The organism is Variovorax paradoxus, from assembly GCF_040544635.1.
In the GTDB taxonomy this organism is placed as follows: domain Bacteria; phylum Pseudomonadota; class Gammaproteobacteria; order Burkholderiales; family Burkholderiaceae_C; genus Variovorax; species Variovorax paradoxus_R.
In genome coordinates, this window is sequence record NZ_JBEPKJ010000021.1 from 1 (window position 1) to 22,245 (window position 22,245).

The window sequence follows — 22,245 nt, forward strand, 5'->3', positions numbered from 1 at the left end:
CGTCGATGGGGTGCCTTGCGCAGCGAAATAAAGGAGGAGGCCGCAGGCCGGGGGACATTCGCGGAGCAAGGTACCCCGTCGGCGGGAGCGCGCCCTGAATCACGCATGGTCGTGATCGTCGAGCAGCTCCGGTGCAAGCACCAGCGGCTTGGGGCCTTTTGCATGCGAGTGACCATGGTCGTGCGCGTGGTCATGGCTGTGGCCAGCGCCGTGCGAATGCTCGTGTGATCCATAAGCGCCGCCCTCAGGCTCGAACGCTTCCTCGACCGCGACGACGATCAGGTGCATCGAACGCAGCATGTCGGCCAGCACATGGTCGGGTTCGATTTTCAGGTGGTCGGGCTTCAACTCGATCGGCACATGCCGGTTGCCCAGGTGATAGGCCGCGCGCGTCAAGTCGAACGGCGTGCCGTGGGCTGTGCAATGCGTGATGCGCAGCACCGGCTGCGGCGCGGCGATGACGCGCACCAGCGAGCCGTCTTCCGCCACCAGCACGTCGCCGCCGCGCACCGCAGTGCCGCGCGGCAGGAACACGCCGATCTGCCGGCCTTGCGAATCGGTGGCGTCGAAGCGGCTTTTCTGGCGCACGTCCCAATCGAGTTCGATGGTGGCGGCGCGCTTCAGCAGAACGGGCGCGAGGCCGCGGCCCTGGGGCATGAGTTTGTTGGCGATGAGCATGGAGACTTGCTTTCAGCGGGAAGACGTCGATAATATAACGGTTGTTATAACTTCGGAGTTCTTCATGTCGGCACTCAAATTGACCCAGATCGGCAATTCCGTCGGGGTGATTCTTCCCAAGGAAGTGCTGGCCCGGCTCAAGGTAGAAAAGGGCGATACGCTGTTTCTGACCGAGGCTGCCAATGGCATCACCTTGACGCCGTACGACCCCGATGTCGAAGAACAGCTGAGGCTGGGCCGCGAATTCATGCGTGAATTCCGCGACACCTTCCACCAGCTCGCCAAATGAGCGCCTGGCGCTGGATCGACAGGCGCACCTTGATCCTGCTGCATGATGAAAGCCTTGCGGAGCACGGCGGGGCCTCGGGGCTGCGCGACGAAACGATGTTGCAGTCGTCTCTGGCGCGCCCGCTCCACCTTGTGAGCTACGGATCGCCCGACGTGGCCGATCTCGCGGCGGCCTACGGCGTGGGATTGGCCAAGAACCATCCGTTCGTCGACGGCAACAAGCGCGTGGCATTCCTGTCGGTGGGTCTGTTCCTTGCGCTGAACGGCCAGCGGCTGGTGGCGATGCAAGCCGAGGCCACGCTGGTGATGTTCGACGTGGCCGCCAGCGTCATGGACGAAAGCAGCTTTGCCAGCTGGATCCGCGCCCACATGGTGCCCCGTTCGGCCTGAGGCCCGCGGCATCTAGAACAGAAAGTAGCGCTGCGTCAGCGGCAGCTGCACCGCCGGGTCGCAGGTCAGCAGATGCCCATCGGCGCGCACCGCATAGGTCTGCGCATCGATCTCCATTTTCGGTGTGTAGCCGTTGTGGATCAGATCCTTCTTGCGCACGTTGCGGATGTTCTTCACCGCGCTGAGATGCTTCGCCAGGCCGTAGCGCTCCTTGATGCCCGCCGCCAAGCCGGCCTGTGACACAAAAGTGAGCGAGCTTTTGGCGAGCGAGCCGCCGTAGCTGCCGAACATCGGGCGGTAGTGCACCGGCTGCGGCGTGGGAATCGACGCGTTGGGGTCGCCCATGGCGGCCATGGCGATGGTGCCGCCCTTGATGAGCGTGAAGGGCTTCACGCCGAAGAAGGCCGGTTTCCAGATCACGATGTCGGCCCACTTGCCGACCTCGAGCGAGCCCACTTCGTGCGCAATGCCGTGCGCAATGGCGGGGTTGATCGTGTACTTGGCCACGTAGCGCTTGGCGCGGAAGTTGTCGTTGCGCTCGTTGTCTTCCGGCAGCTTGCCGCGCTGCAGCTTCATCTTGTGCGCCGTTTGCCAGCAGCGCAGCACCACCTCGCCCACGCGGCCCATGGCCTGGCTGTCGGAGCTGAACATGCTGATGGCGCCCAGGTCGTGCAGCACGTCTTCGGCGGCAATGGTTTCCTTGCGGATGCGCGACTCGGCAAAGGCCAGGTCCTCGGCAATACCGGCGTCCAGGTGGTGGCACACCATGAGCATGTCGACGTGTTCGTCGAGCGTGTTCACGGTGTAGGGCATGGTGGGGTTGGTGGAAGAGGGCAGGAAGTTGTCCTCGCCCACCACGCGCAGGATGTCGGGCGCATGGCCGCCGCCGGCGCCTTCGGTATGAAAGGCGCAGATCGAACGGCCGCCCACGGCGGCGATGGTGTTCTCGACAAAGCCCGACTCGTTGAGCGTGTCGCTGTGGATCGCCACCTGCGTGTCGGTGGCGTCGGCCACGTCCAGGCAGTTGCTGATGGCGGAGGGCGTGGTGCCCCAATCTTCGTGCAGCTTCAGGCCCATGACGCCGGCCTCGATCTGCTCGTGCAGCGCATCGGGCAGGCTGGCGTTGCCCTTGCCCAGGAAGCCCAGGTTCATGGGAAACGCATCGGCCGCCTGCAGCATGCGCTCGATGTGCCAGGGGCCGGGGGTGGCGGTGGTTGCGAAGGTGCCGGTGGCCGGGCCGGTGCCGCCGCCCAGCATGGTGGTCACGCCCGAAGCGAGTGCTTCCTCGATCTGCTGCGGGCAGATGAAGTGAATGTGGCTGTCGATGCCGCCTGCGGTGACGATGTTGCCCTCGCAGCTGATGATCTCGGTACCCGGGCCAATGACGATGTCCACGCCCGGCTGCACGTCGGGGTTGCCGGCCTTGCCGATGGCGGCAATGCGGCCGCCCTTCAGGCCGATGTCGGCCTTGACGATGCCCCAGTGGTCGAGGATCAGCGCGTTGGTCAGCACGGTGTCGACGGCGCCGCCGGCGGTCGGTCCGCTGCCCTGGCCGTCACGCGTGCGCTGCGACTGGGCCATGCCGTCGCGAATGGTCTTGCCGCCGCCGAACTTGACTTCTTCGCCGTAGCCGCCTGCGCGCAGCGTGTAGTCGGCTTCGACTTCGATCAGCAGATCGGTGTCCGCGAGGCGAACCCGGTCGCCCACGGTCGGGCCGAAGATCTCGGCGTACGCACGCCTTCCAATCGTTGCCATGGCTTAGAGCTTTCCTTGAACGAGGCCGCGAAAGCCGTAGACGACGCGGTCGCCCGAAAAATCGACCAGCTCGACCGTGCGCTGCTGGCCCGGCTCGAAGCGCACCGCTGCGCCCGAGGCGATGTTCAGCCGCATGCCGCGCGCGGCCTCGCGGTCGAAGCCCAGCGCGCCGTTGGTCTCGGCGAAGTGATAGTGCGAGCCGACCTGGATCGGCCGGTCGGCGGTGTTCTGCACCACCAGCGTGAGCGTGCGGCGGCCGGGGTTGAGCGTGTGCTCGCCGTCGTCGGTAAAAAGTTCGCCGGGAATCATGGTGTCGCGGCGCCTTTTCAGACGGCCTGCGAGAGCAGCGTCGCGCCCAGCGCCACCACCGCGGCGCCTGCGACCCGCGGCAGCCAGGCATTGGCATGGCGCAGCGCCCAGCCGAGTCCGATGCCCGCGAGGTGCAGCAGCACGGTCGCGCCGACCATGCCGGCCAGCGTCAATGCCGCGCCCTGTTCGCTCGCGAGTTCGTGGCCGTGGGCCACGCCGTGGAAGATGGCGAACACGCCCACCACCGCCGCGGCTGCCGCGGCCGGCAGGTGGGTGCGCGTTGCAACCAGCAGGCCCAGCACGAGCAGCGAGGCCGCGATCATCGGTTCGACCGCCGGCAACTGCACGCCCGCCAGCCCCATCAGCGCACCTGCGAGCAGCATGCCCGCGAACGCCAACGGCGCCCACAGCAGATCGGGCCAGGCGCGGCGCGCGGCCAGCGCGCTCCAGAGACCGACCGCGACCATGGCGGCGAGGTGGTCCGCACCCGTGAGCGGGTGCAGAAAGCCGGTGGTGAAGCCGTGGTGCACGCCGCCGTCGGCGCCGGTGTGGGCGCTGGCCGCGAGCGGCAGCAGCATGGCAAGGAGGGCAAGGGTCTTGGAAGCGTTGTGGCGCATGACAGGGCTTTCTTGTTCTGGAGAAAAGTCAGACGATGGGTTGGTGAACGGTGACCAGCTTGGTGCCGTCCGGGAAGGTGGCTTCCACCTGGATGTCCGGAATCATCTCGGCGATGCCGTCCATCACGTCGGCGCGGGTGAGCACCGTTCGGCCCTCGCTCATGAGCGCCGCAACGCTCTTTCCGTCGCGGGCACCTTCCATGACGGCGGCGGAGATCAGCGCGACGGCTTCGGGGTAGTTGAGCTTCAGCCCCCGCGCCTTGCGGCGTTCGGCCAGCAGTGCTGCGGTGAAGATCAGCAGCTTGTCTTTTTCGCGCGGGGTCAGTTCCATGGGAGGCAGCGTCGGGTGGCGTGGAGGTCGGCCATTATTGGGCAGGCTTCGGCTTTGCAACAGTCATGCCGGTGTTCGCCAAAAGACGTATGGATGGCACGAAAGATGCACCGAAACGGTGTGAACCCCGCCGAGACTTCCACCACACCAGACGACGCGCCGCAGCGCATCGTCAAGGTGCGGCGCGACTACAACAGCTGGGTGGCGAGCGAAACGCTCGAGGACTACGCGCTGCGCTACACGCCGCAGCGCTTTAGAAAATGGTCCGAATGGCGGGTGGCCAACACGGCGTTCGGCGCGGCGTCGTTCCTCATATTGGAGGCGGTGGGCGCCACGCTGCTGGTGCAGTACGGCTTCGCCAATGCGTTCTGGGCCATCGTGGCCACGGGCCTCATCATTTTTCTGGCGGGCGTGCCGATCAGCGTGTATGCCGCCCGCTACGGCGTCGACATGGACCTGCTCACGCGCGGCGCGGGCTTCGGCTACATCGGCTCGACGCTCACCTCGCTCATCTACGCGTCGTTCACCTTCATCTTCTTCGCGCTCGAGGCGGCGGTGATGGCCTACGCGCTCGAACTCGCCCTCGGCGTGCCGCCGGTCTGGGGCTACCTGGTGTGCGCGCTGGTGGTGATTCCGCTGGTCACTCACGGCGTGTCGGCCATCAGCCGGCTGCAGCTGTGGACCCAGCCGCTGTGGCTGGTGATGCTGGTGGTGCCTTTTGTCTTCGTGCTTGTGCGCGATCCTGGTGCATTCGCGGGTATCGTGCACTACAACGGTGTCAAGACGGGTGCCAAAGGTTTCGATTTGCACCTGTTTGGCGCTGCCCTGACGGTCGGCATCGCGCTGATCACCCAAATGGGGGAGCAGGCCGACTACCTGCGCTTCATGCCCGCGCGCACCGCCGTGAGCGCCAGGCGCTGGTGGGCGGGCGTGCTGGCGGGCGGACCTGGCTGGGTGGTGCTGGGCGTGCTCAAGATGCTGGGCGGCGCGCTGCTGGCCTACCTGGCCATCACGCACATGGTGCCGGTCGAGCGCGCGGTCGATCCCAACCAGATGTACCTGGCGGCCTACGAGTATGTGTTTCCCAACTACGGCTGGGCCGTGGCCGCGACCGCGCTGTTCGTGGTGATTTCGCAGCTCAAGATCAACGTGACCAACGCGTATGCGGGCTCGCTGGCGTGGAGCAATTTCTTCTCGCGCGTGGCGCACAGCCACCCGGGGCGCGTGGTCTGGGTGGTCTTCAACGCGCTCATCGCCTTCATGCTGATGGAGATGAACGTGTTCGAGGCGTTGGGCGACGTGCTCGGCCTCTTCGCCAACATTGCCATCGCCTGGATGATGGCCGTGGTGGCCGACCTCGTCATCAATAAACCGCTGGGCCTTTCGCCGCCGGGCATCGAGTTCAAGCGGGCGCACCTGTGGGACATCAATCCGGTGGGTGTCGGTGCCATGGCGCTGGCTTCGCTGCTTTCCATCACCGCCCACCTGGGCGTTTTCGGGCCGCTGGCGCAGGCTTTCTCGGCGCTCATCGCGCTCGGCACGGCGCTTGTGGTTTCGCCGCTGATTGCCTGGGCGACCGGTGGCAAGTACTACCTGGCGCGGGGTTCGGTGGCCCATGGCGCGGTGCCTTTTGCGCCGGCAGAGGGCTCGCGCGCGGTTCGGTGGGCGCGCGTCGAGAACGACGTGGACGAGCGCGGCGCGGACGGCAGCTACCAGCGCCTCAAGGTGCAGCACTGCGTGATCTGCGAGCGCGAATACGAGGGGCCCGACATGGCCCATTGCCCGGCCTACCAGGGGGCGATCTGCTCGCTGTGCTGCACGCTCGATGCGCGCTGCGGCGATCTGTGCAAGCCGCATGCGAGCCTTTCGGCACAGTGGTCGTCGGCGCTGCGCTGGCTGCTGCCGCGCCTCAGCTGGCGTTATCTCGACACGGGGCTCGGGCATTTCCTTTTGTTGATGCTGATCATCGTGCCGGTGCTGGCGGTGGTGTTCGGCGTGCTCTACCAGCAGGAGCTGCGTGCGCTGAGCGAGAGCGCCCTGCAGCTCGCATCGCAGTCGGAGCTCGCCGAAGCGCTGGCAGGCGTGCAGCAGTCGTCGCTGCGCTCGGGTTTTCTCAAGGCCTACATGGCGCTGCTGGTGATCGCGGGCGTGGTGGCCTGGTGGCTGGTGCTGGCGCACCAGAGCCGCAAGGTCGCGCAGGAAGAATCGAACCGCCAGACCCATCTGCTGATGCGCGAAATCGAGTTGCACCGCGCCACCGACCGGGCGCTGCAGTCGGCCAAGCAGACGGCGGAAGAGGCGCGCGAGGTGGCCGAGCAGGCCAAGCTCGCGGCCGAGCAAGCCCGGCGCGCCGCCGACCAGGCCAACCAGGCCAAGAGCCGCTACATCAGCGCCATCAGCCACGAGCTGCGCACGCCGCTCAACAGCATCCTCGGCTATGCGCAGTTGATGGGCGAAGACCAGTCGGTGCCGCCGCACCGCCAGCAGGCGGTGGCGGTGATCAAGCGCGGCGGCGAGCACTTGCTGTCGCTCATCGAAGGCACGCTGGCCATTGCCCACATCGAGGCCGGCAAGCTCACCCTGCATGCACGGCCCATGCGCTTTGCCGACACCCTGCGCGAGCTGGCCGACATGTTCGAGCTGCAGGCGGCCGAGAAGGGGCTGCGGTTCCGCTTCGAGGCGGCGGGAGCGCTGCCGGAAGTGGTGCGCGCCGACGAGAAGCGGGTGTGCCAGATATTGATCAACCTGCTGGGCAACGCCATCAAGTTCACGGCCGCGGGCGAAGTGACGCTGCGGCTTTCGTATGCGCGCGAATTCGCCTCGGTCGAAATCGAGGACACCGGGCCGGGCATGACGGCCGAAGACATCGAACGCATCTTCGAACCCTTTGCGCGCGGCGACGCGGCCGCCTCTTCGACCCCCGGCGCCGGACTGGGCCTCACCATCGCCAAGATGCTGACCGACCTGATGGGCGGGGAGATGAAGGTGCGCAGCACGCCCGGGGAAGGCTCGCTTTTCCGCGTGCGGCTTTTTCTGCCGCGGGTGCATGAGGCGGTGGGCGCCTCGGGCCGGCCGGCTCCGGTGCAGCGCGTGCGGCGCGGCTACGAAGGCCCGCGCCGGCGGCTGCTGGTGGTCGACAACGAGGAGGCCGACCGCGACCTGCTCGGCCATGTGCTGGCGCCGCTCGGCTTCGACCTGCGCACCGCCGCCAGCGGCCACGATGCGCTCGACCTGATTGCAGCCGGCTTGCGGCCCGACGCGATGTTCGTCGACCTGGCCATGCCGGGCATCGACGGCTGGGAGACGATTCGCCGCGCGCGCAAGCTCGGCCTGGTCGATGCGCCGGTGGCCATCGTGTCGGCCAATGCCTTCGACAAGGGCCTGGAGAACGACGTGGGCATTGCGCCCGAAGATTTCTTCGTCAAGCCCGTGCGGCACACCGAACTGCTCGACTGGCTCGAGCGCCGGCTCGGCCTGCAATGGACAGAAACGGCCGCCAAGCCGGCGCTCGCCGCCGCGCCGCGCGACGTGCAGGCGCCTTCGCTGGCCCGGCTGCGCGCACTCGACGAAGCGGTGAGCCTGGGCTACTTTCGCGGCATCATGAACCAGCTCGACGAGATCGACACCGAAGAGCCCGAATGCATGGCATGGACCGAGGCGCAGCGCGTGCTTGCGCGGCAGTTCCAGTTCGAGGCCATGAGCCGGGCGCTTGCCGCCGCGGTGAGCGCGGCCTGAAAAAATGGCGACCGGCATGACCTCCATGGAAACCACACCGCTTGCGAAAACGTTGCGCGAACAGGGCGCCAATGGCGACCTGGTGCTGATCGTCGACGACGTGCCCGACAACCTCGCGGTGCTGCACGACGCACTCGACGAGTCGGGCTACACCGTGCTCATTGCCACCAACGGCGAGCAGGCGCTGCAGCGCGCCGCGCAGGCGCGCCCCGACATCGTGCTGCTCGACGCGATGATGCCGGGCATCGACGGTTTCGAAGTGGCGCGCCGGCTCAAGGCCGATGCCGCGACGGCGCACATTCCTATCGTGTTCATGACCGGCCTCACCGAAACCGAGCACCTGGTGGCCGCGCTCGAGGCCGGCGGGGTCGACTACGTCACCAAGCCGATCAAGCCCAAGGAAGTACTGGCCCGCATGAACGTGCACCTGCAGGGCGCCCGCCGCGCCCGGCAGGACGCACGCCAGGCCGGCCAGGCGCGCAATGCGCTCGACGCTTTCGGCTACGCCAGCATTACCGTGCGCCTGCCCGAGGGCCGGCTGATCTGGCAGACGGCGCTCGCGCGCGAGCTGCTGGAGCGTTATTGCGACACCCGCGCGCCCGAAACACCGCCCGTGGTGCTCGAATGGCTGCGGCGCCACGCGCCCGATGCCAGGCAGCAGGGGATCGAACCGCCGGTGCTTTCCATCCCGCTGAGCGCCGCCGGGCCGCCCCAAGGCGCGAGCAGCCCCCCAGGGGGGCAGCGAGGACACGCAGTGCCGAGCGTGGGGGCCTCTTCGAGCGCGAGCAGTCTCAGCCTTCGCCTGCATCGGCAAACAGGGCAGGACGATGACGGCGACGAATGGATGATCGTCATGCGCGAGGTCTCCGACACCGCCGTGATCGAGGCCATGAGCCTGAGCCTGAAGCTCACGGCGCGCGAGGCCGAGGTGCTCTACTGGGTGGTGAAGGGCAAGACCAACAAGGACATCGGCGAAATTCTCGGCAGCAGCCCCGCCACGGCCAAGAAGCACCTGGAGCGGGTGTACGTGAAGCTCGGCGTCGAAACCCGTACGGCAGCGGCCGGCGTAGCCATCAAGCGCATCCGCGAGCTTCAGCCGCAATTCGAAATCTGAAGGCTGCGCGCGACGAGCACCGGGCTCTCGCAGGCCCGTCGAGCCGGGTCATGGCGGCGACTTTCGCCGTCCCTAGAATGCGCGAGTCCTTGGCGAGGCCGGCGATGAAAGACAACAAGCGCAAAACAACAATTCGACGCCCGCAACCCGCCCGGCTGCTGGTGGTGGCCTGCCTTCTGGCAAGCGCGGGAGCGCGGGCTGCAGGCCATTTCGACGTCGACGATGCGGGCACGCTCGATGTGGGCCAATGCCAGTACGAGACGTGGTGGGGCCGCACCGGCCCGGAGCCGGTAACCGGCTTGCACATCGGCCCCTCCTGCCGCGTGGGGCCTGTCGAACTGGGGCTGAACCTGGACCGGCTTTCGGCGCAGGGCGTGCATTCGGTCACCGCCGGGCCGCAGCTCAAATGGAACTTCTTCGGACCGGCGGCCGATGCGCCGCTGAGCGCGGCGCTGTCGGCCGGTGCCTTGTTCGACCTGACGCGCGGCGGCCGTGCGGGCGGCCAATTCGTGCTGCCGGTCACGTGGCGCCCGACGGGCAGCCTGCAGATTCATGCCAACGTCGGGGCCGACTGGGCCACCGGCACCGGGGTTCGCACGCCGCGCGGCGGGCTGGCTGCCGAGTGGGCGCTCGACGACAAGGTGTCGCTCATCGCGGAGCGCAACCGCGCCTCGGGCGTCTGGACCTCGCGCATCGGCGGCCGCTTCAGCCTCACGCCGCTGATCAGCGTGGATGTCAGCGCTTCCCGGACGGGACCGCAGGGCGTGCGGGGCTTCGTCGTGGGGCTGAACCAAGCGTTCGCCTGGAAGTAAGCCCGTGCGGAATCAGCGCAGGTAGCGCTGAATGCGCTTCTCGTCTTCCGCCAGTTGCTGGCGCATGAGCGAAAGGAAGTCGCGGGCGGTGGTGGAAAGCACCTTGCCCGCGGGCAGGGCCAGCACGCAGGTAAAGAATACGTCGACCGAGAGCCGGCGCACCACGAGGCCGCGGTCCGCGTAGTCGAGGGCGGTGATCGGGTTGACCAGCCCCACGCCCAGCCCGCGCACGGCCATCTCGCACACGCTGGCCGCGTAGGGCGTCTGCACCATCACGCGAAGTGCCGCGCCCCGTTCGGCAAGGGCGATTTCGAGCCCGCGGTGCGAAGGGTCTTCGGGATTCAGGGCCAGGAAGGGCGCCTCGGCGAGTTGCTCCGGCTCGATGCACTTGAAGCGCGCCAGTGCATGGCCTTGCGGCATCACGATCACACCGGGAAACCGCGCGAAGGTCGAGTGCTCGATGCCTTCGAGCGGCAGTTCGTCGGCCATCAGGCCGAAATCGGAGACGCCCAAGGCCACGCGGTCGCGCACGTCCTTGGAGCTGAGCACCTGCAGCGACACCTGCGGCCAGGGCCTGTCGACCCGGTGCGCTTTCAGGCGTTCCAGCGCACGGGGCATGAAGCCGAGACCGAAGGCCGGGTAGCAACTGAGCTCGAGCTGGTTGGTGCCGAAGTCGCGCAGGCTGCGCATGCGGTGCTCGATGGCGTCCATGCCGATGAAGACGCGCTCCACCTCGGTCCACAACGCGCGCGCCTCGGGCGTGGGCACCAGCCGCCCACCGGTGCGCTGGAACAGGAGCATGCCGGCCTGCGCCTCGAGCCGCTTGAGCGACTGGCTGACGGCGGGTTGCGTCACATGCAGCAACGCCGCGGCCTTGCGGGTGGAGCTGGCGCGCATCAGGGCCCGGAACGTCTCTATTTCGGTGAAACGCATCGATAAATTTTGTTATCGCTTGAGTATTTCAAGCTAGATGATTTTATTGCCAGATGCCTAAGATTTCGGCACGACTTCCTACCCAAGACCGCCTGAAAAATGCCTGCGCCTGTAATGCACTTCAAGTTCGCCTCGCCCTCCGAGCCGCCCGCCGAATCGCCAGGCGCCGCGCGGGCTCGTCCGTCGCGCCCGGTGAGAAATCCCCGATTGCAGGGCTTTCGGTGCCTGCGCTGCGATGCCCCTTATCCGCTCACACTGGCGAACGACGGCTGCCCGGCCTGCCGCGCCATGGGCGTTCATGCCGGTTTGCGCGCCGACTACCGGCCCGACAGCGGCAGCCCCCTACCCATGCCCTACGCACCGGGCTTCACGCTGGGCGAGGGCGGTACGCCACTGCTGGAGATGCCGGAACTGGCGCGTCAGCTTGGCGTGGCGCGGCTCGCACTCAAGGATGAATCGGGCAACCCCACCGGCTCGCACAAGGACCGCATGACGGCCGTGGGCGTGGCCCAGGCGCTGGACTTCGGTGCCCGCACGCTGGTGCTGGCCTCTTCGGGCAATGCCGCGATCTCGGCGGCGCACTATGCCTGGGCCGCAGGCCTGGGCTGCGAAGTGGCAACCTATGAAGGCCTGCCAGCAGCCTATGCACGGCAGCTCGACGCCCTCGGTGCCCGGCGCTACATCTTTGCCGACAACGCCGGCCGCTGGGCTTTTGTGCGTGAGCGCTCACAACATCCGGACTATTTCGCGCTGACCAATTACCGCTTGCCCGCATTGGGAAGCGCGCCGCTGGCGATCGAGGGCTACAAGCCCATTGCCCTGGAGTGCCTGGCGGAGGGCGGCTTGCCCGATCACATCGTGATCCCCACCGCCCGGGGCGATCTGGCCTGGGGCATCCACGCGGGCTTTCGCGACCTGCTGGCCGCCGGGCGCATTTCGCGTTTGCCGCGGCTCTGGCTGGTGGAGCCTTTTGCGCGCCTCTCGCGCGTGCTTGCCGGCGGCGCGCTCAACGGCAACTACCCCGGCCACACCGCGCAGTTTTCCACCGCCGGGTCCACCGTGACCTTCCTGCAGTGGCAGGCTGCCGTCGCCTCGGGCGGTGGCGCGGTGGTGGTGAGCGACGACCAGGCCCGCGCGGCCCGGCGAAAGCTCACGGCCGCCGGCGTGAGCGCCGAACTGTGCGCGGCGGCCGGACTGGACGCCCTGCGCCAGCTGCGCGAAAGCAATGCCATTGCCCGCGATGCCCACGTGGTGCTGATGCTCACCGCCAACGCCTCGCGCGACCCGAGTTGGCCCGACCACGCCGTCTGAAGTCCGAGCCACCCAGAAGGAATCGAAACCATGCAAGCAATGCAACGCCGCGCCTTCCTGGCTGCCGGTTCGGCCGCCCTCTTCACCACGGCGCAGCGCGCCTGGGCGGCCTTTCCCGACAAGCCCATCAAGCTGATCGTGCCGTGGGCAGCCGGCGGCAGCACCGACGCCATTGCACGCGCCATGGCGCAGCGCATGAGCCAGACGATCGGCAGCTCGGTGATCGTCGACAACCGGCCCGGCGCCGCCGGCCAGATCGGCACCGAGGCAGCGGCCAAGGCCGCGCCCGACGGCTACACGCTGGCCATCGTCGAGTTGCCGCACGCCATTGCGCCCGCGGTAACGACACGGTTGCCCTACGACCTGCTGCGCGACTTCACGCCGGTGACGATGATCGGCACGTCGCCCCTCGTCTTCTTTGCGGGCATGGACGACGACAGCCGGGATTTCAAGACCTTCATCAAGGCGGCGGCCGCCCGGCCGATGCCGCCGGCCATTGCGCACAGCGGCGCCGGCTCGGTGAGCCATCTGGCGGCCGAACTGCTGGCGAGCCGCACGAAGATCAACTTCAACATGGTTCCCTATCGCGGCTCGGCGCCGGCGCTCACCGACGTCGCGGCGGGCACGGTAGCCGGGCACTTCGCGACGCTGGCCAGCGGTTCCAGCCTCCTGGGCGCCAACAGGATCCGCCCGCTGCTGGTGACGAGCACGCAGCACGTGAACATTCCGGGCCTCAAGGATGTGGCTGCCCTGGCGGAGAGCGGGCTCAAGGGTCTGGAGATCGACCAGTGGTGGGCCATGGTGGCGCCCGCCACCACGCCGCTGGATGTGATCGAGCGGCTGCGGCGCGAGGCGATCGCGGCGCTGGACCATCCGTCGGTGAAGGAACGCATGGCGGTGCTCGGCGTGCAGTTGAAGGGTTCCACCACGGGTGAGCTGCGGGCTTTCATGCGCGCGGAAGCCGAGCGCTGGCAGAAGGTGGCGCGCGACATCGGCCTTCAGCCGCAATAGGCCAGGCCGATTTTATTTCAGCGGCCGGATTGCACCTTGATCCGGATCGTCTTCACGTCCCAGCCCTTGTTCTGCAGCCGGCTGACCAGCATGGGGGACAACTGGCGCAGCTTGGCGGCCGCGGCGCTGCCGTTGACCAGCAGGCACCACACATCGCCTTCGGCCGGGCCCGCCTGGACGGCCGGGCGCATGGCGGGTGGGATCAATCCCTCCACGGCCCGCAGCCGGTCGCCCGCGTCGCGCGCACGGGCAATCAGGCTCGCCAGGGTGGGCGAACCTTCGGCGGCCTGCTGCAACGTGAAGGGCGGGGCGGAGCGGCGATTCATGGGTAATCCGGAGGGTGGAACAAGGGCAGCTAAAATGCCCGGTTTGCCGACGCTTGCGCCGGCAGATCCGGTCTGGAGCCGCTTGCTTTCGAGGCTTGCATTCGAAGAAGGCGCGCCCAACTGCTTTCACCATATCTTAGGGAATCCGGTCGCAGTGCCTGTCGAGTCAGGTGCCCGCCCATCTCCACGCCAATGGCAACCAACTTCCTGACCCAGATTTTCGGCAGTCGCAACGACCGGCTCCTCAAGCAGTATCGCAAGACGGTAGAACGCATCAATGCGCTCGAACCCGAGTTCGAGAAGCTCACTGACGACGGGCTCCGCGCCAAGACTCAGGAGTTCAAGGACCGCATCGCCAAGGGCGAAACCCTCGATGCCCTGCTGCCCGAAGCCTTTGCCACCGTGCGCGAAGGTTCCAAGCGCGTCATGAAGATGCGCCACTTCGACGTGCAGCTGCTCGGCGGCATGGCGCTTCACAACGGCAAGATCGCCGAAATGCGCACCGGCGAAGGCAAGACGCTGACCGCCACGCTGCCGGTGTACCTGAACGCCCTGTCGGGCCAGGGTGTGCACGTGGTCACGGTGAACGACTACCTCGCCAACCGCGACGCCCAGTGGATGGGCCGCCTGTACAACTTCCTGGGCCTGACGGTGGGTATCAACCTGCCGCAGATGCCGCGCGAGGAAAAACAGCAGGCCTACGGCAGCGACATCACGTACGGCACCAACAACGAATACGGCTTCGACTACCTGCGCGACAACATGGTGTACGAGCCGGGCGACCGGGTTCAGCGCAGCCTGAACTACGCCATCGTCGACGAGGTGGACTCCATCCTGATCGACGAAGCCCGCACGCCGCTGATCATCAGCGGCCAGGCCGAAGACCATACCGACCTCTACTTGGCCATCAACAAGGTGGTGCCCCTGCTGACCAAGCAGGAAGGCGAGGCCGATCCGCGCACGGGTGAAGGCGTGACGGTGCCGGGCGACTTCACGGTCGACGAAAAGACCCACCAGGTGTTCCTGACCGAAGACGGCCACGAAAAAGCCGAGCAGTTGCTGTCCGAATTCAAGCTGCTGCCCGAAGGCGCTTCGCTCTACGACCCGGCCAACATCACGCTGATGCACCATCTGAACGCCGCGCTGCGTGCACGGCACCTGTACCACCGCGACCAGCATTACGTGGTGCAGCAGGGTGAAGTGGTCATCGTCGACGAATTCACCGGCCGGCTGATGACGGGCCGCCGCTGGAGCGACGGCCTGCACCAGGCCGTGGAAGCCAAGGAAGGCGTGCAGATCCAGGCCGAGAACCAGACGCTCGCTTCCATCACCTTCCAGAACTACTTCCGCCTGTACGGCAAGCTGGCCGGCATGACCGGCACGGCCGACACCGAGGCCTACGAGTTCCAGGAAATCTACGGCCTCGAGACGGTCATCATTCCGCCGAACCGCATCAGCAAGCGCGACGACCAGCTCGACCGCGTCTACAAGACCACGCGTGAGAAATACGAAGCGGCAATCCAGGACATCCGCGAGTGCTACGAGCGCGGCCAGCCGGTGCTGGTGGGGACCTCGTCGATCGAGAATTCCGAAATCATCGACGGCCTGCTCACGAAGGCGGGGCTGCCGCACCAGGTGCTCAACGCCAAGCAGCATGCGCGCGAAGCCGACATCGTGGCGCAGGCCGGCCGCACGAAGATGATCACCATCGCGACCAACATGGCCGGCCGCGGTACCGACATCGTGCTGGGCGGCAACATCGAGAAGATGATCGAGGCGATCGAGAACGACGAAGGCCGCGACGACGCCACCAAAGAGGTCGACATCGCGCACGTTCGCGCCGAATGGACCAAGGACCACGAATTCGTCAAGTCGCTCGGCGGCCTGCGCATCATCGCGACCGAGCGCCATGAGTCGCGCCGCATCGACAACCAGCTGCGCGGCCGTTCGGGCCGCCAGGGCGACCCGGGCTCCTCGCGCTTCTACCTGAGCCTGGACGATCCGCTGATGCGCATCTTCGCGGGCGACCGCGTGAAGGCGATCATGGACCGCCTCAAGATGCCCGACGGCGAAGCCATCGAAGCGGGCATCGTCACGCGCAGCATCGAAAGCGCGCAGCGCAAGGTCGAGGCGCGCAATTTCGACATCCGCAAGCAGCTGCTCGAATACGACGACGTGTCGAACGACCAGCGCAAGGTGATCTACCAGCAGCGCAACGACATCCTCGACGCGGCCGACCTCACGGCGCAGATCGCGGCGCTGCGCGAAGGCTGCTTCATCGATCTCGTGCGGCAATACGTGCCGGCCGAATCGGTCGAGGAACAGTGGGACCTGGCGGGGCTCGAGAAGACGCTGTTCAACGAGTGGGGCATCGACATGCCCCTGAAGAAGGACATCGAGGCGGCCGAGGCCGTGGACGACAACGACCTCGTCGACAAGGTGGTCAAGACCGCCAACGACAGCTTCGATGCCAAGGTGGCGCTGATCGGCCAGGAAAACTTCACCCAGTTCGAACGCATGGTGCTGCTGCAGAGCATCGACACGCACTGGCGCGAACACCTGGCTTCGCTCGACTACCTGCGCCAGGGCATTCACCTGCGCGGCTATGCGCAAAAGCAGCCCAAGCAGGAATACAAGCGCGAAGCCTTCGAGCTCTTCGGCCAACTGCTCGACTCGGTCAAGAACGAGGTCACGCGCCAGCTCATGACGGTGCGCGTGCAGTCGGGCGAGCAGCTCGAGCAGGCGGCCGATGCGCTCGAGAGCCGCGGCGAGAACGTCTCGAACATCACCTACAGCGCGCCGACCGAGACCGGCGAGGTCGAGATCCGCGTCGACGAGGAAAACCAGCGCCGCATCGCGGCCGCGGGACTGGGGCTCGGCACGCTCGGCGCCGAAGCCGCCGCCTTTGCGCGCGTCGGCCGTAACGATCCATGCCCTTGCGGCAGCGGCAAGAAATTCAAGCACTGCCACGGCAAGCTCAGCTGACCCAGAAACTCCCGAAAAGAAACCACTGCCATGCCCGTGAACCTGTCCGCCCCTGATCCTGCCGCCTTGTTTGCGGTGCCCGGCGTCCGCATCGGCGTGGCCGAAGCGGGTGTGCGCAAGGCCAACCGCAAGGACTTGACCGTCGTGCTGATCGACGAAGGTTCGGCGGTCGGCGGGGTGTTCACCCAGAACCGCTTCTGCGCGGCGCCGGTGCAGGTGTGCCGCGATCACCTGGCGGCCAGCTACGGCATTCGTGCCATGGTCATCAACACCGGCAACGCCAACGCCGGCACGGGCGAAGACGGACTGATGCGCACGCGTTCCACCTGCATCGCGCTCGCGCGCATGCTGGAGATTGCGCCGGAGCAGATCCTGCCGTTCTCGACCGGCGTGATCATGGAGCCGCTGCCGGTGGACCGCATCGAAGCCGGGTTACCCGCCGCGCTGGACGACGCCTCGGAGAACCACTGGGCGCGCGCGGCCGAGGGCATCATGACCACCGACACGATTCCCAAGGCTTTCAGCCAGCAGGCGCAGGTCGGCGGCGCTACGGTCACCATCACCGGCATCAGCAAGGGTGCCGGCATGATCCGGCCGAACATGGCAACCATGCTGGGCTTCATGGCGACCGATGCCCGGATCGATCCGTCGCTGATCCAGCCGTTGGCCAGACAACTGGCCGATGCCTCGTTCAACCGCGTGACGATCGACGGCGACACTTCGACCAACGACTCCTTCGTGGTCATCGCTACCCAGAAGGCCGCGCACGCCACCATCACGTCGCTGGATTCGCCCGAGGGGCAGGCGCTCGTGGCTGCCATGCAGAACGTGGCGCGCCAGCTGGCGCAGGCCATCGTGCGCGACGGCGAAGGCGCGACCAAGTTCATCACCATCCAGGTCGAAGGCGGCCGCGATGCGGCGGAGTGCAAGCAGGTGGCCTATGCCGTGGCGCATTCGCCGCTGGTCAAGACCGCGTTCTTCGCCAGCGACCCGAACCTGGGCCGCATCCTGGCGGCCGTCGGCTATGCAGGCATTGCCGATCTCGACCAGACCGGCATCGACCTGTTCCTCGACGACGTTCACGTGGCGGTCAAGGGCGGGCGCAATCCGTCGTACCGCGAGGAAGACGGCCAGCGTGTGATGAAGCAAAGCGAAATCACCGTGCGCATCGGCCTGGGCCGCGGCAATGCGAGCGAAACGGTCTGGACCTGTGACCTGAGCCACGACTACGTGACCATCAACGCCGACTACAGGTCATGAATGAACAGTTCCAGAAGCTGCTAGAGCGCGCCGAGCAGCTGATCGGCCGCATCGAGTCGATCCTGCCGCAGCCGCTGGCGGCACCGGCCGACTGGAACGCGTCGATCGCATGGCGCTATCGGCGCCGCAGTTCGGGCCATGGCGTGCTCGAGCCGGTCAAGCATGTGGCCGCGATGGCGCTCGATTCGCTGAAGGAAATCGACGTCCAGAAGGAAAAGATCGAACGCAACACACGCCAGTTCGTCGAAGGCAAGCCGGCCAACAACGTGCTGCTGACCGGTGCGCGCGGCACGGGCAAGTCGTCGCTCATTCGCGCCTGCCTGCAGGCCTATGCGCCGCAGGGGCTGCGCCTGATCGAAGTGGACAAGGCCGAACTGACCGATCTGCCGGACATCGTCGAGGTGGTGTCGCAGCGGCCCGAGAAATTCATCGTGTTCAGCGACGATCTGAGCTTTGACGAAGGTGAGCCCGGCTACAAGGCGCTGAAGTCGATTCTGGACGGTTCGATTGCGGCGGCCACGCCCAACGTGCTGATCTACGCGACCAGCAATCGGCGCCACTTGCTGCCGGAATACATGAAGGACAACCTCAGCTACACCCACACCGAGGACGGCGAAGTCCATCCCGGCGAGGTGATCGAGGAGAAGATTTCGCTGTCGGAGCGCTTCGGTCTCTGGGTGAGCTTCTATCCCTTCAGCCAGAACGAATACCTGGCGATCGTCGCGCAGTGGCTGTCGTCGTTCGGTGTCGACAAGGCCGCCATCGAGGCAGCCCGGCCCGAGGCGCTGGTCTGGGCGCTCGAGCGCGGTTCGCGCAGCGGCCGCGTGGCTTACCAGTTCGCGCGCGATTACGCCGGGCGGGCCGCTGCATGAGCGCGCAGCTTCAAGAGCCGCAGCAAGGCCGCAAGCACACCGAAGTGGCCGTCGGCGTGCTGATTCGCCTGGCCGACGACGCACTGCTGCTGTCGACGCGTCCCGCAGGCAAGCCCTACGCGGGCTTCTGGGAGTTTCCGGGCGGCAAGATCGAGGCCGGTGAAACGGTGGAGCAGGCACTGCGCCGCGAGTTGCAGGAAGAACTGGGTATCACCATCGCGGGCGCCGAGGTCTGGAAGATCACCGAGCACGACTACCCGCATGCACTGGTGCGGCTGCACTGGTGCAAGGTCACGGCCTGGAGCGGCGAGTTCGAAATGCGCGAAGGGCAGGAAATGCGCTGGCAGCAACTGCCGCTGGATGTGACGCCGGTGCTGCCCGGCGCAATACCGGTGCTCGAATGGCTGGCCGAGGAACGCGGCATTCCGTACGCCGCCGGGTCAGCGGCGTAGTCCCTCTTCAAAAAACAATCAGGACCGCCACAGCGCGTTCAACGACCCCTCGAGATGCTGCATCCCAAGTACCGACCGGACATAGACGGCCTGCGTGCCATTGCCGTGGCCTCCGTGGTGATCTATCACGCGTTTCCCGGTGCGCTGCCCGGCGGCTTCATCGGTGTCGACATCTTCTTCGTGATCTCGGGCTTCCTGATCTCGACCATTCTTCTGCAGAGCCAGGTGGCGGGCGATTTCAGCTATCGGGACTTTTATGCCCGGCGCATCCGGCGCATCTTTCCGGCGTTGATCCTGGTGCTGTTCGCCACCTTGTGCTTCGGCTGGTACATGCTGCTGTCCGACGAGTTTGCGCAGTTGGGCAAGCAGGTCACGGGCGGTGCGGCCTTCTTTGCCAATTTCGTGTTCTGGGCCGACGCGGGCTATTTCGACACCGCCGCGGAAACCAAGCCGCTGCTGCATCTGTGGTCGCTGGGCATCGAGGAACAGTTCTACATTTTCTGGCCGGTGCTGCTGGGCGTGGCCTGGCGCCGGCGCTGGCCGATGATCCGCGTGATCCTGGTCATTGCGGTGGTGTCGTTTCTCGTCAATGTGCTCACGATCCATCCGTTTCGCACGGCGGCTTTCTATTCGCCGGCTTCGCGCTTCTGGGAGTTGATGGTGGGCGGCATCCTGGCGTGCATGCGGCTGAAGCCCGTTGCGCCGAGCCGCATGCGCAGCCACGTGCAGTCTTTCGTCGGGGTGGGCCTGCTCGCACTCGGGCTGGTGATGATCCGCGGCGACAAGGCCTTTCCCGGCTGGTGGGCCTTGCTGCCCACGCTGGGTGCCGTGAGCTGCATTGCGGCCGGGCCCACGGGCTTCCTCAACAAATACCTGCTGTCGAACCGCGTGATGGTGTGGATCGGGCTCATCAGCTATCCGCTCTATCTCTGGCATTGGCCGCTGCTCGCCTATGCGCGCATCCTGAGCGACGGTTTGCCGTCACTGCCTGTGCGCGTGGGAGCGGTTGTTGCGAGCGTGGTGCTGGCCTGGTTGACCTACCGGTTCGTCGAGCGCTACACGCGCACGCGCACCAGCCCCGGCTTGCTGCGCGTGCTGGCGGGCCTGGGCATTGCGCTGGTGGTCGTGGGCCTGGTGGTTTTCTCCGGGGCACTGCAACCGCGCCACCACGACATCCGTCTCCAGCAGATCTCCGAGGCCGCGGCCGACGTGGGCTACTACGACGACTTCAAGAACTACGAACTCGGGCGGCATCTGCTCTATCAAGTCGGCAAAGGCCCGCGCAAGAGCCTGTTGATCGGCGACAGCCATGTTCAGCAGTACGGTCCGCGCGCCGAGGAACTCGCCCGCACGGCGCCGGACAAGGCAAACACCATCTACTTCGCGACGCAGGGCTCCTGCCCGCCGATCCCAGGCGTTTTCGCCGATGCGAACGTGGGCTGCGCCGAGCGGCGCACGGCCGTGCTGGACTTTGCCCGCAGCCCCGAGATCGACACGGTGGTGATTGGCGGCTGCTGGAACTGCTATTTCATCGCCGGGGGCGCACCGGGCTATTACTTCCGGGATGCGAGCGGCGCGGCGCATCAGTTCCGGGGCGGCGACGGCATGGCGCTGGCGTTCGATTCGCTCGGCCGGCTGCTGCGCGAACTGTCGAGCAAGGGCAAGAAGGTCTATCTGCTGCTCGACATTCCGGTGACCCCCGATTTCGAGCCCAAGCGTCTGCTCGAAGGCAGCCGGCTGACGTCCATGAAGGTGTCGACCTCGATGCCGACGCTGCCGATACCGCAGGACCAGCGCGAATTGAACGACCGCCTGCGGCAGATCGGCATTGCGAGCGGCGTGGAGGTGATCGACGCGGTTGCCAACCTGTGCACGTCGGATGGCCAGTGCCTGCGGACCATGTCCGATGGTGCCCCCGCATACAAGGACGCCGGCCACTTGCGGCCCAAGTACACGCGTTCGTTTGCGACCTACATGGATCGCGCGCTGCTGGACGCGGGTAGCGGGGCGCCGAAGAAATAGATAGCGAGATAGCGCGGAGGGAGCCGCAGCGCTACTGCTGCAGCTTCGGATCGCCGAAGGATTCGTCGTCAGGCGGTTCCTCAGCGGGCATCTTGAATTCCTCGTTGGCCCATGCGCCGAGGTCGATGCCCTTGCAGCGCGCGCTGCAGAAGGGCCGGTAGGGGTTGCTCACGGCGTAGACGCTGTCGCCGCCACAGGCTGGGCAGCGGACGATGCGCTCGCCGATGTCGTTATGGGTCCTGCCGTTGCTCATGGCGTGTCCTTGCCGTCTGCTGCGCTCAAGCGCAGAGCGTGAGTTCGAAGGCGGCGTCTTCCGTGCTCTGGTGCAGGCGGTCGTCGGCCTCGTGCTGCATCATCCGTACCGAAACCATGAGCCGGTTGCCGCTGATTTCCGGCACCAGCCCGAGCCTCGGGTCGATGCGCAGGCGCAGCAACTGGAAGCTGCGCCCCTGCGGCAGGTTCTGCTGAAACTGGCCGTGGGTGGCGATCACCTTGTAGGGCACGTCGGCGTCGCGCAGCAGCTTGAGCAGCAGGTAGATGGATTCGGCCAGCGGCGCGAGCGTGCTCGACCAGCGCTCCAGATCCGCGCGCCGGCTCGATGCGCTGCGATGCTGCCAGGCGTAGTACGCGGGCAGGTCGAACTCGCAGGTACCGCCCGGAATTCCGGCGCGGCTGCGGATGCTCATGAGCCACTCGTTCTCCGTCAGCGCCTGGCCTGCCTTGCCGGCCACGCTGTTGAGCGCCGCGAAATTGCGTTCGAGCTGGGTAACGACCTGGTCCAGGGCGGCCTCGGCGATCGCCGGATTGCCCCGATAGCTGTTGAAGACGTTCTTGTGCTTCTCGAGGTCGCGCATGACGTCGGCCTTGAGGTCGGCGCGCGCGGCAACATCCATGATCTCGAAAATCGTGATCAGGGCGAAATGATGGGAGAGCGCGGATTCCGCGGGCACCAGCTCGCCAAGGCGGCGGAACAGATGCTCCAGCCTCAGGTAGGTCCGGATGCGCTCGTTGAAAGGGTACTCGTAGAGGATCACGCGTTCGGGT

21 protein-coding genes are annotated in these 22,245 nt (G+C 66.6%); 12 read left to right on the plus strand and 9 right to left on the minus strand.

Annotation, left to right across the window (positions count from 1 at the left end):
• Positions 1–99: 99 nt before the first annotated feature.
• A complete protein-coding gene (gene ureE, locus ABIC94_RS26485) occupies positions 100–678 on the minus strand; it encodes an urease accessory protein UreE (protein ID WP_354376016.1) in 579 nt (192 codons plus the stop codon).
• A gap of 64 nt (positions 679–742) precedes the next feature.
• On the opposite strand from ureE, the gene ABIC94_RS26490 reads away from it, so the two are divergent.
• Together ABIC94_RS26490 and ABIC94_RS26495 are read left to right on the plus strand one after the other, a co-directional pair.
• Positions 743–967: an AbrB/MazE/SpoVT family DNA-binding domain-containing protein gene (locus tag ABIC94_RS26490; protein WP_354376017.1), complete on the plus strand. Its 225-nt coding sequence runs from the start codon at positions 743–745 to the stop codon at positions 965–967.
• Positions 964–1,356, plus strand: a complete 393-nt coding sequence (locus ABIC94_RS26495; RefSeq protein WP_354376018.1) for a type II toxin-antitoxin system death-on-curing family toxin — start codon at positions 964–966, stop codon at positions 1,354–1,356. Before ABIC94_RS26490 ends, ABIC94_RS26495 begins: the two co-directional genes overlap by 4 nt.
• Before the next feature lie 12 nt (positions 1,357–1,368).
• Here the strand turns inward: ABIC94_RS26495 and ureC are convergent, their stop codons facing one another.
• Genes ureC through ABIC94_RS26515 form a run of 4 tightly spaced genes read right to left on the minus strand, consistent with a single transcriptional unit; the run spans position 1,369 to position 4,368 of the window.
• Positions 1,369–3,111 (minus strand): urease subunit alpha, encoded by a 1,743-nt coding sequence (gene ureC / locus ABIC94_RS26500; RefSeq protein ID WP_354376019.1) that lies wholly within the window; start codon positions 3,109–3,111, stop codon positions 1,369–1,371.
• Positions 3,112–3,114: 3 nt separating this feature from the next.
• On the minus strand, positions 3,115–3,420 hold the full coding sequence (locus ABIC94_RS26505) for an urease subunit beta (RefSeq protein WP_126746995.1): 306 nt from the start codon (positions 3,418–3,420) through the stop codon (positions 3,115–3,117).
• A gap of 17 nt (positions 3,421–3,437) precedes the next feature.
• Entirely contained in the window at positions 3,438–4,037 is a 600-nt protein-coding gene (locus ABIC94_RS26510) for a HupE/UreJ family protein (protein WP_354376020.1), read from the minus strand.
• Positions 4,038–4,065: 28 nt separating this feature from the next.
• A complete protein-coding gene (locus tag ABIC94_RS26515; protein ID WP_015867014.1) occupies positions 4,066–4,368 on the minus strand; it encodes an urease subunit gamma in 303 nt (100 codons plus the stop codon).
• A gap of 105 nt (positions 4,369–4,473) precedes the next feature.
• Between ABIC94_RS26515 and ABIC94_RS26520 the strand changes: the two genes are divergently transcribed.
• The 3 genes from ABIC94_RS26520 (at position 4,474) to ABIC94_RS26530 (ending at position 10,029) form a co-directional block, all read left to right on the plus strand.
• Positions 4,474–8,103, plus strand: a complete 3,630-nt coding sequence (locus tag ABIC94_RS26520; protein WP_354376021.1) for an ATP-binding protein — start codon at positions 4,474–4,476, stop codon at positions 8,101–8,103.
• A gap of 25 nt (positions 8,104–8,128) precedes the next feature.
• Positions 8,129–9,217 (plus strand): response regulator transcription factor, encoded by a 1,089-nt coding sequence (locus tag ABIC94_RS26525; RefSeq protein ID WP_354376069.1) that lies wholly within the window; start codon positions 8,129–8,131, stop codon positions 9,215–9,217.
• Between the two features lie 104 nt (positions 9,218–9,321).
• Positions 9,322–10,029 (plus strand): hypothetical protein, encoded by a 708-nt coding sequence (locus ABIC94_RS26530; RefSeq protein ID WP_354376022.1) that lies wholly within the window; start codon positions 9,322–9,324, stop codon positions 10,027–10,029.
• A 12-nt stretch (positions 10,030–10,041) separates the two neighbouring features.
• Here the strand turns inward: ABIC94_RS26530 and ABIC94_RS26535 are convergent, their stop codons facing one another.
• Positions 10,042–10,962 (minus strand): LysR substrate-binding domain-containing protein, encoded by a 921-nt coding sequence (locus ABIC94_RS26535; protein ID WP_354376023.1) that lies wholly within the window; start codon positions 10,960–10,962, stop codon positions 10,042–10,044.
• Between the two features lie 99 nt (positions 10,963–11,061).
• Between ABIC94_RS26535 and ABIC94_RS26540 the strand changes: the two genes are divergently transcribed.
• Positions 11,062–12,273 carry a pyridoxal-phosphate dependent enzyme gene (locus ABIC94_RS26540; protein WP_354376024.1) on the plus strand — a complete coding sequence of 404 codons (1,212 nt, stop codon included), beginning with the start codon at positions 11,062–11,064 and terminating at the stop codon, positions 12,271–12,273.
• Between the two features lie 30 nt (positions 12,274–12,303).
• Positions 12,304–13,284, plus strand: a complete 981-nt coding sequence (locus ABIC94_RS26545) for a Bug family tripartite tricarboxylate transporter substrate binding protein (protein ID WP_354376025.1) — start codon at positions 12,304–12,306, stop codon at positions 13,282–13,284.
• Positions 13,285–13,301: 17 nt separating this feature from the next.
• Here the strand turns inward: ABIC94_RS26545 and ABIC94_RS26550 are convergent, their stop codons facing one another.
• Complete coding sequence (locus ABIC94_RS26550; protein WP_354376026.1) at positions 13,302–13,610, minus strand: hypothetical protein; 309 nt, start codon at positions 13,608–13,610, stop codon at positions 13,302–13,304.
• Between the two features lie 192 nt (positions 13,611–13,802).
• Here ABIC94_RS26550 and secA point away from each other — a divergent pair, with 192 nt between their 5' ends.
• The 5 genes from secA to ABIC94_RS26575 are packed head-to-tail and all read left to right on the plus strand — an operon-like array spanning position 13,803 to position 21,201.
• Positions 13,803–16,595, plus strand: coding sequence for a preprotein translocase subunit SecA (gene secA / locus ABIC94_RS26555; RefSeq protein ID WP_354376027.1), 2,793 nt, complete (start codon positions 13,803–13,805; stop codon positions 16,593–16,595).
• A 30-nt stretch (positions 16,596–16,625) separates the two neighbouring features.
• Positions 16,626–17,855, plus strand: coding sequence for a bifunctional glutamate N-acetyltransferase/amino-acid acetyltransferase ArgJ (gene argJ / locus ABIC94_RS26560; RefSeq protein ID WP_354376028.1), 1,230 nt, complete (start codon positions 16,626–16,628; stop codon positions 17,853–17,855).
• Positions 17,852–18,727 carry an ATP-binding protein gene (locus ABIC94_RS26565; RefSeq protein WP_354376029.1) on the plus strand — a complete coding sequence of 292 codons (876 nt, stop codon included), beginning with the start codon at positions 17,852–17,854 and terminating at the stop codon, positions 18,725–18,727. The genes argJ and ABIC94_RS26565 overlap by 4 nt, the downstream gene beginning before the upstream one ends.
• Positions 18,724–19,179: a (deoxy)nucleoside triphosphate pyrophosphohydrolase gene (locus ABIC94_RS26570; protein ID WP_354376030.1), complete on the plus strand. Its 456-nt coding sequence runs from the start codon at positions 18,724–18,726 to the stop codon at positions 19,177–19,179. The genes ABIC94_RS26565 and ABIC94_RS26570 overlap by 4 nt, the downstream gene beginning before the upstream one ends.
• A 54-nt stretch (positions 19,180–19,233) precedes the next feature.
• Complete coding sequence (locus ABIC94_RS26575) at positions 19,234–21,201, plus strand: acyltransferase family protein (RefSeq protein WP_354376031.1); 1,968 nt, start codon at positions 19,234–19,236, stop codon at positions 21,199–21,201.
• 31 nt (positions 21,202–21,232) lie between these two features.
• On the opposite strand, the gene ABIC94_RS26580 is transcribed toward ABIC94_RS26575, so the two are convergent.
• Both ABIC94_RS26580 and zapD read right to left on the minus strand, forming a co-directional pair.
• Positions 21,233–21,454: a DNA gyrase inhibitor YacG gene (locus tag ABIC94_RS26580; protein ID WP_354376032.1), complete on the minus strand. Its 222-nt coding sequence runs from the start codon at positions 21,452–21,454 to the stop codon at positions 21,233–21,235.
• Between the two features lie 25 nt (positions 21,455–21,479).
• Positions 21,480–22,235: a cell division protein ZapD gene (zapD, locus tag ABIC94_RS26585; protein ID WP_354376033.1), complete on the minus strand. Its 756-nt coding sequence runs from the start codon at positions 22,233–22,235 to the stop codon at positions 21,480–21,482.
• Between the last annotated feature and the right edge of the window lie 10 nt (positions 22,236–22,245).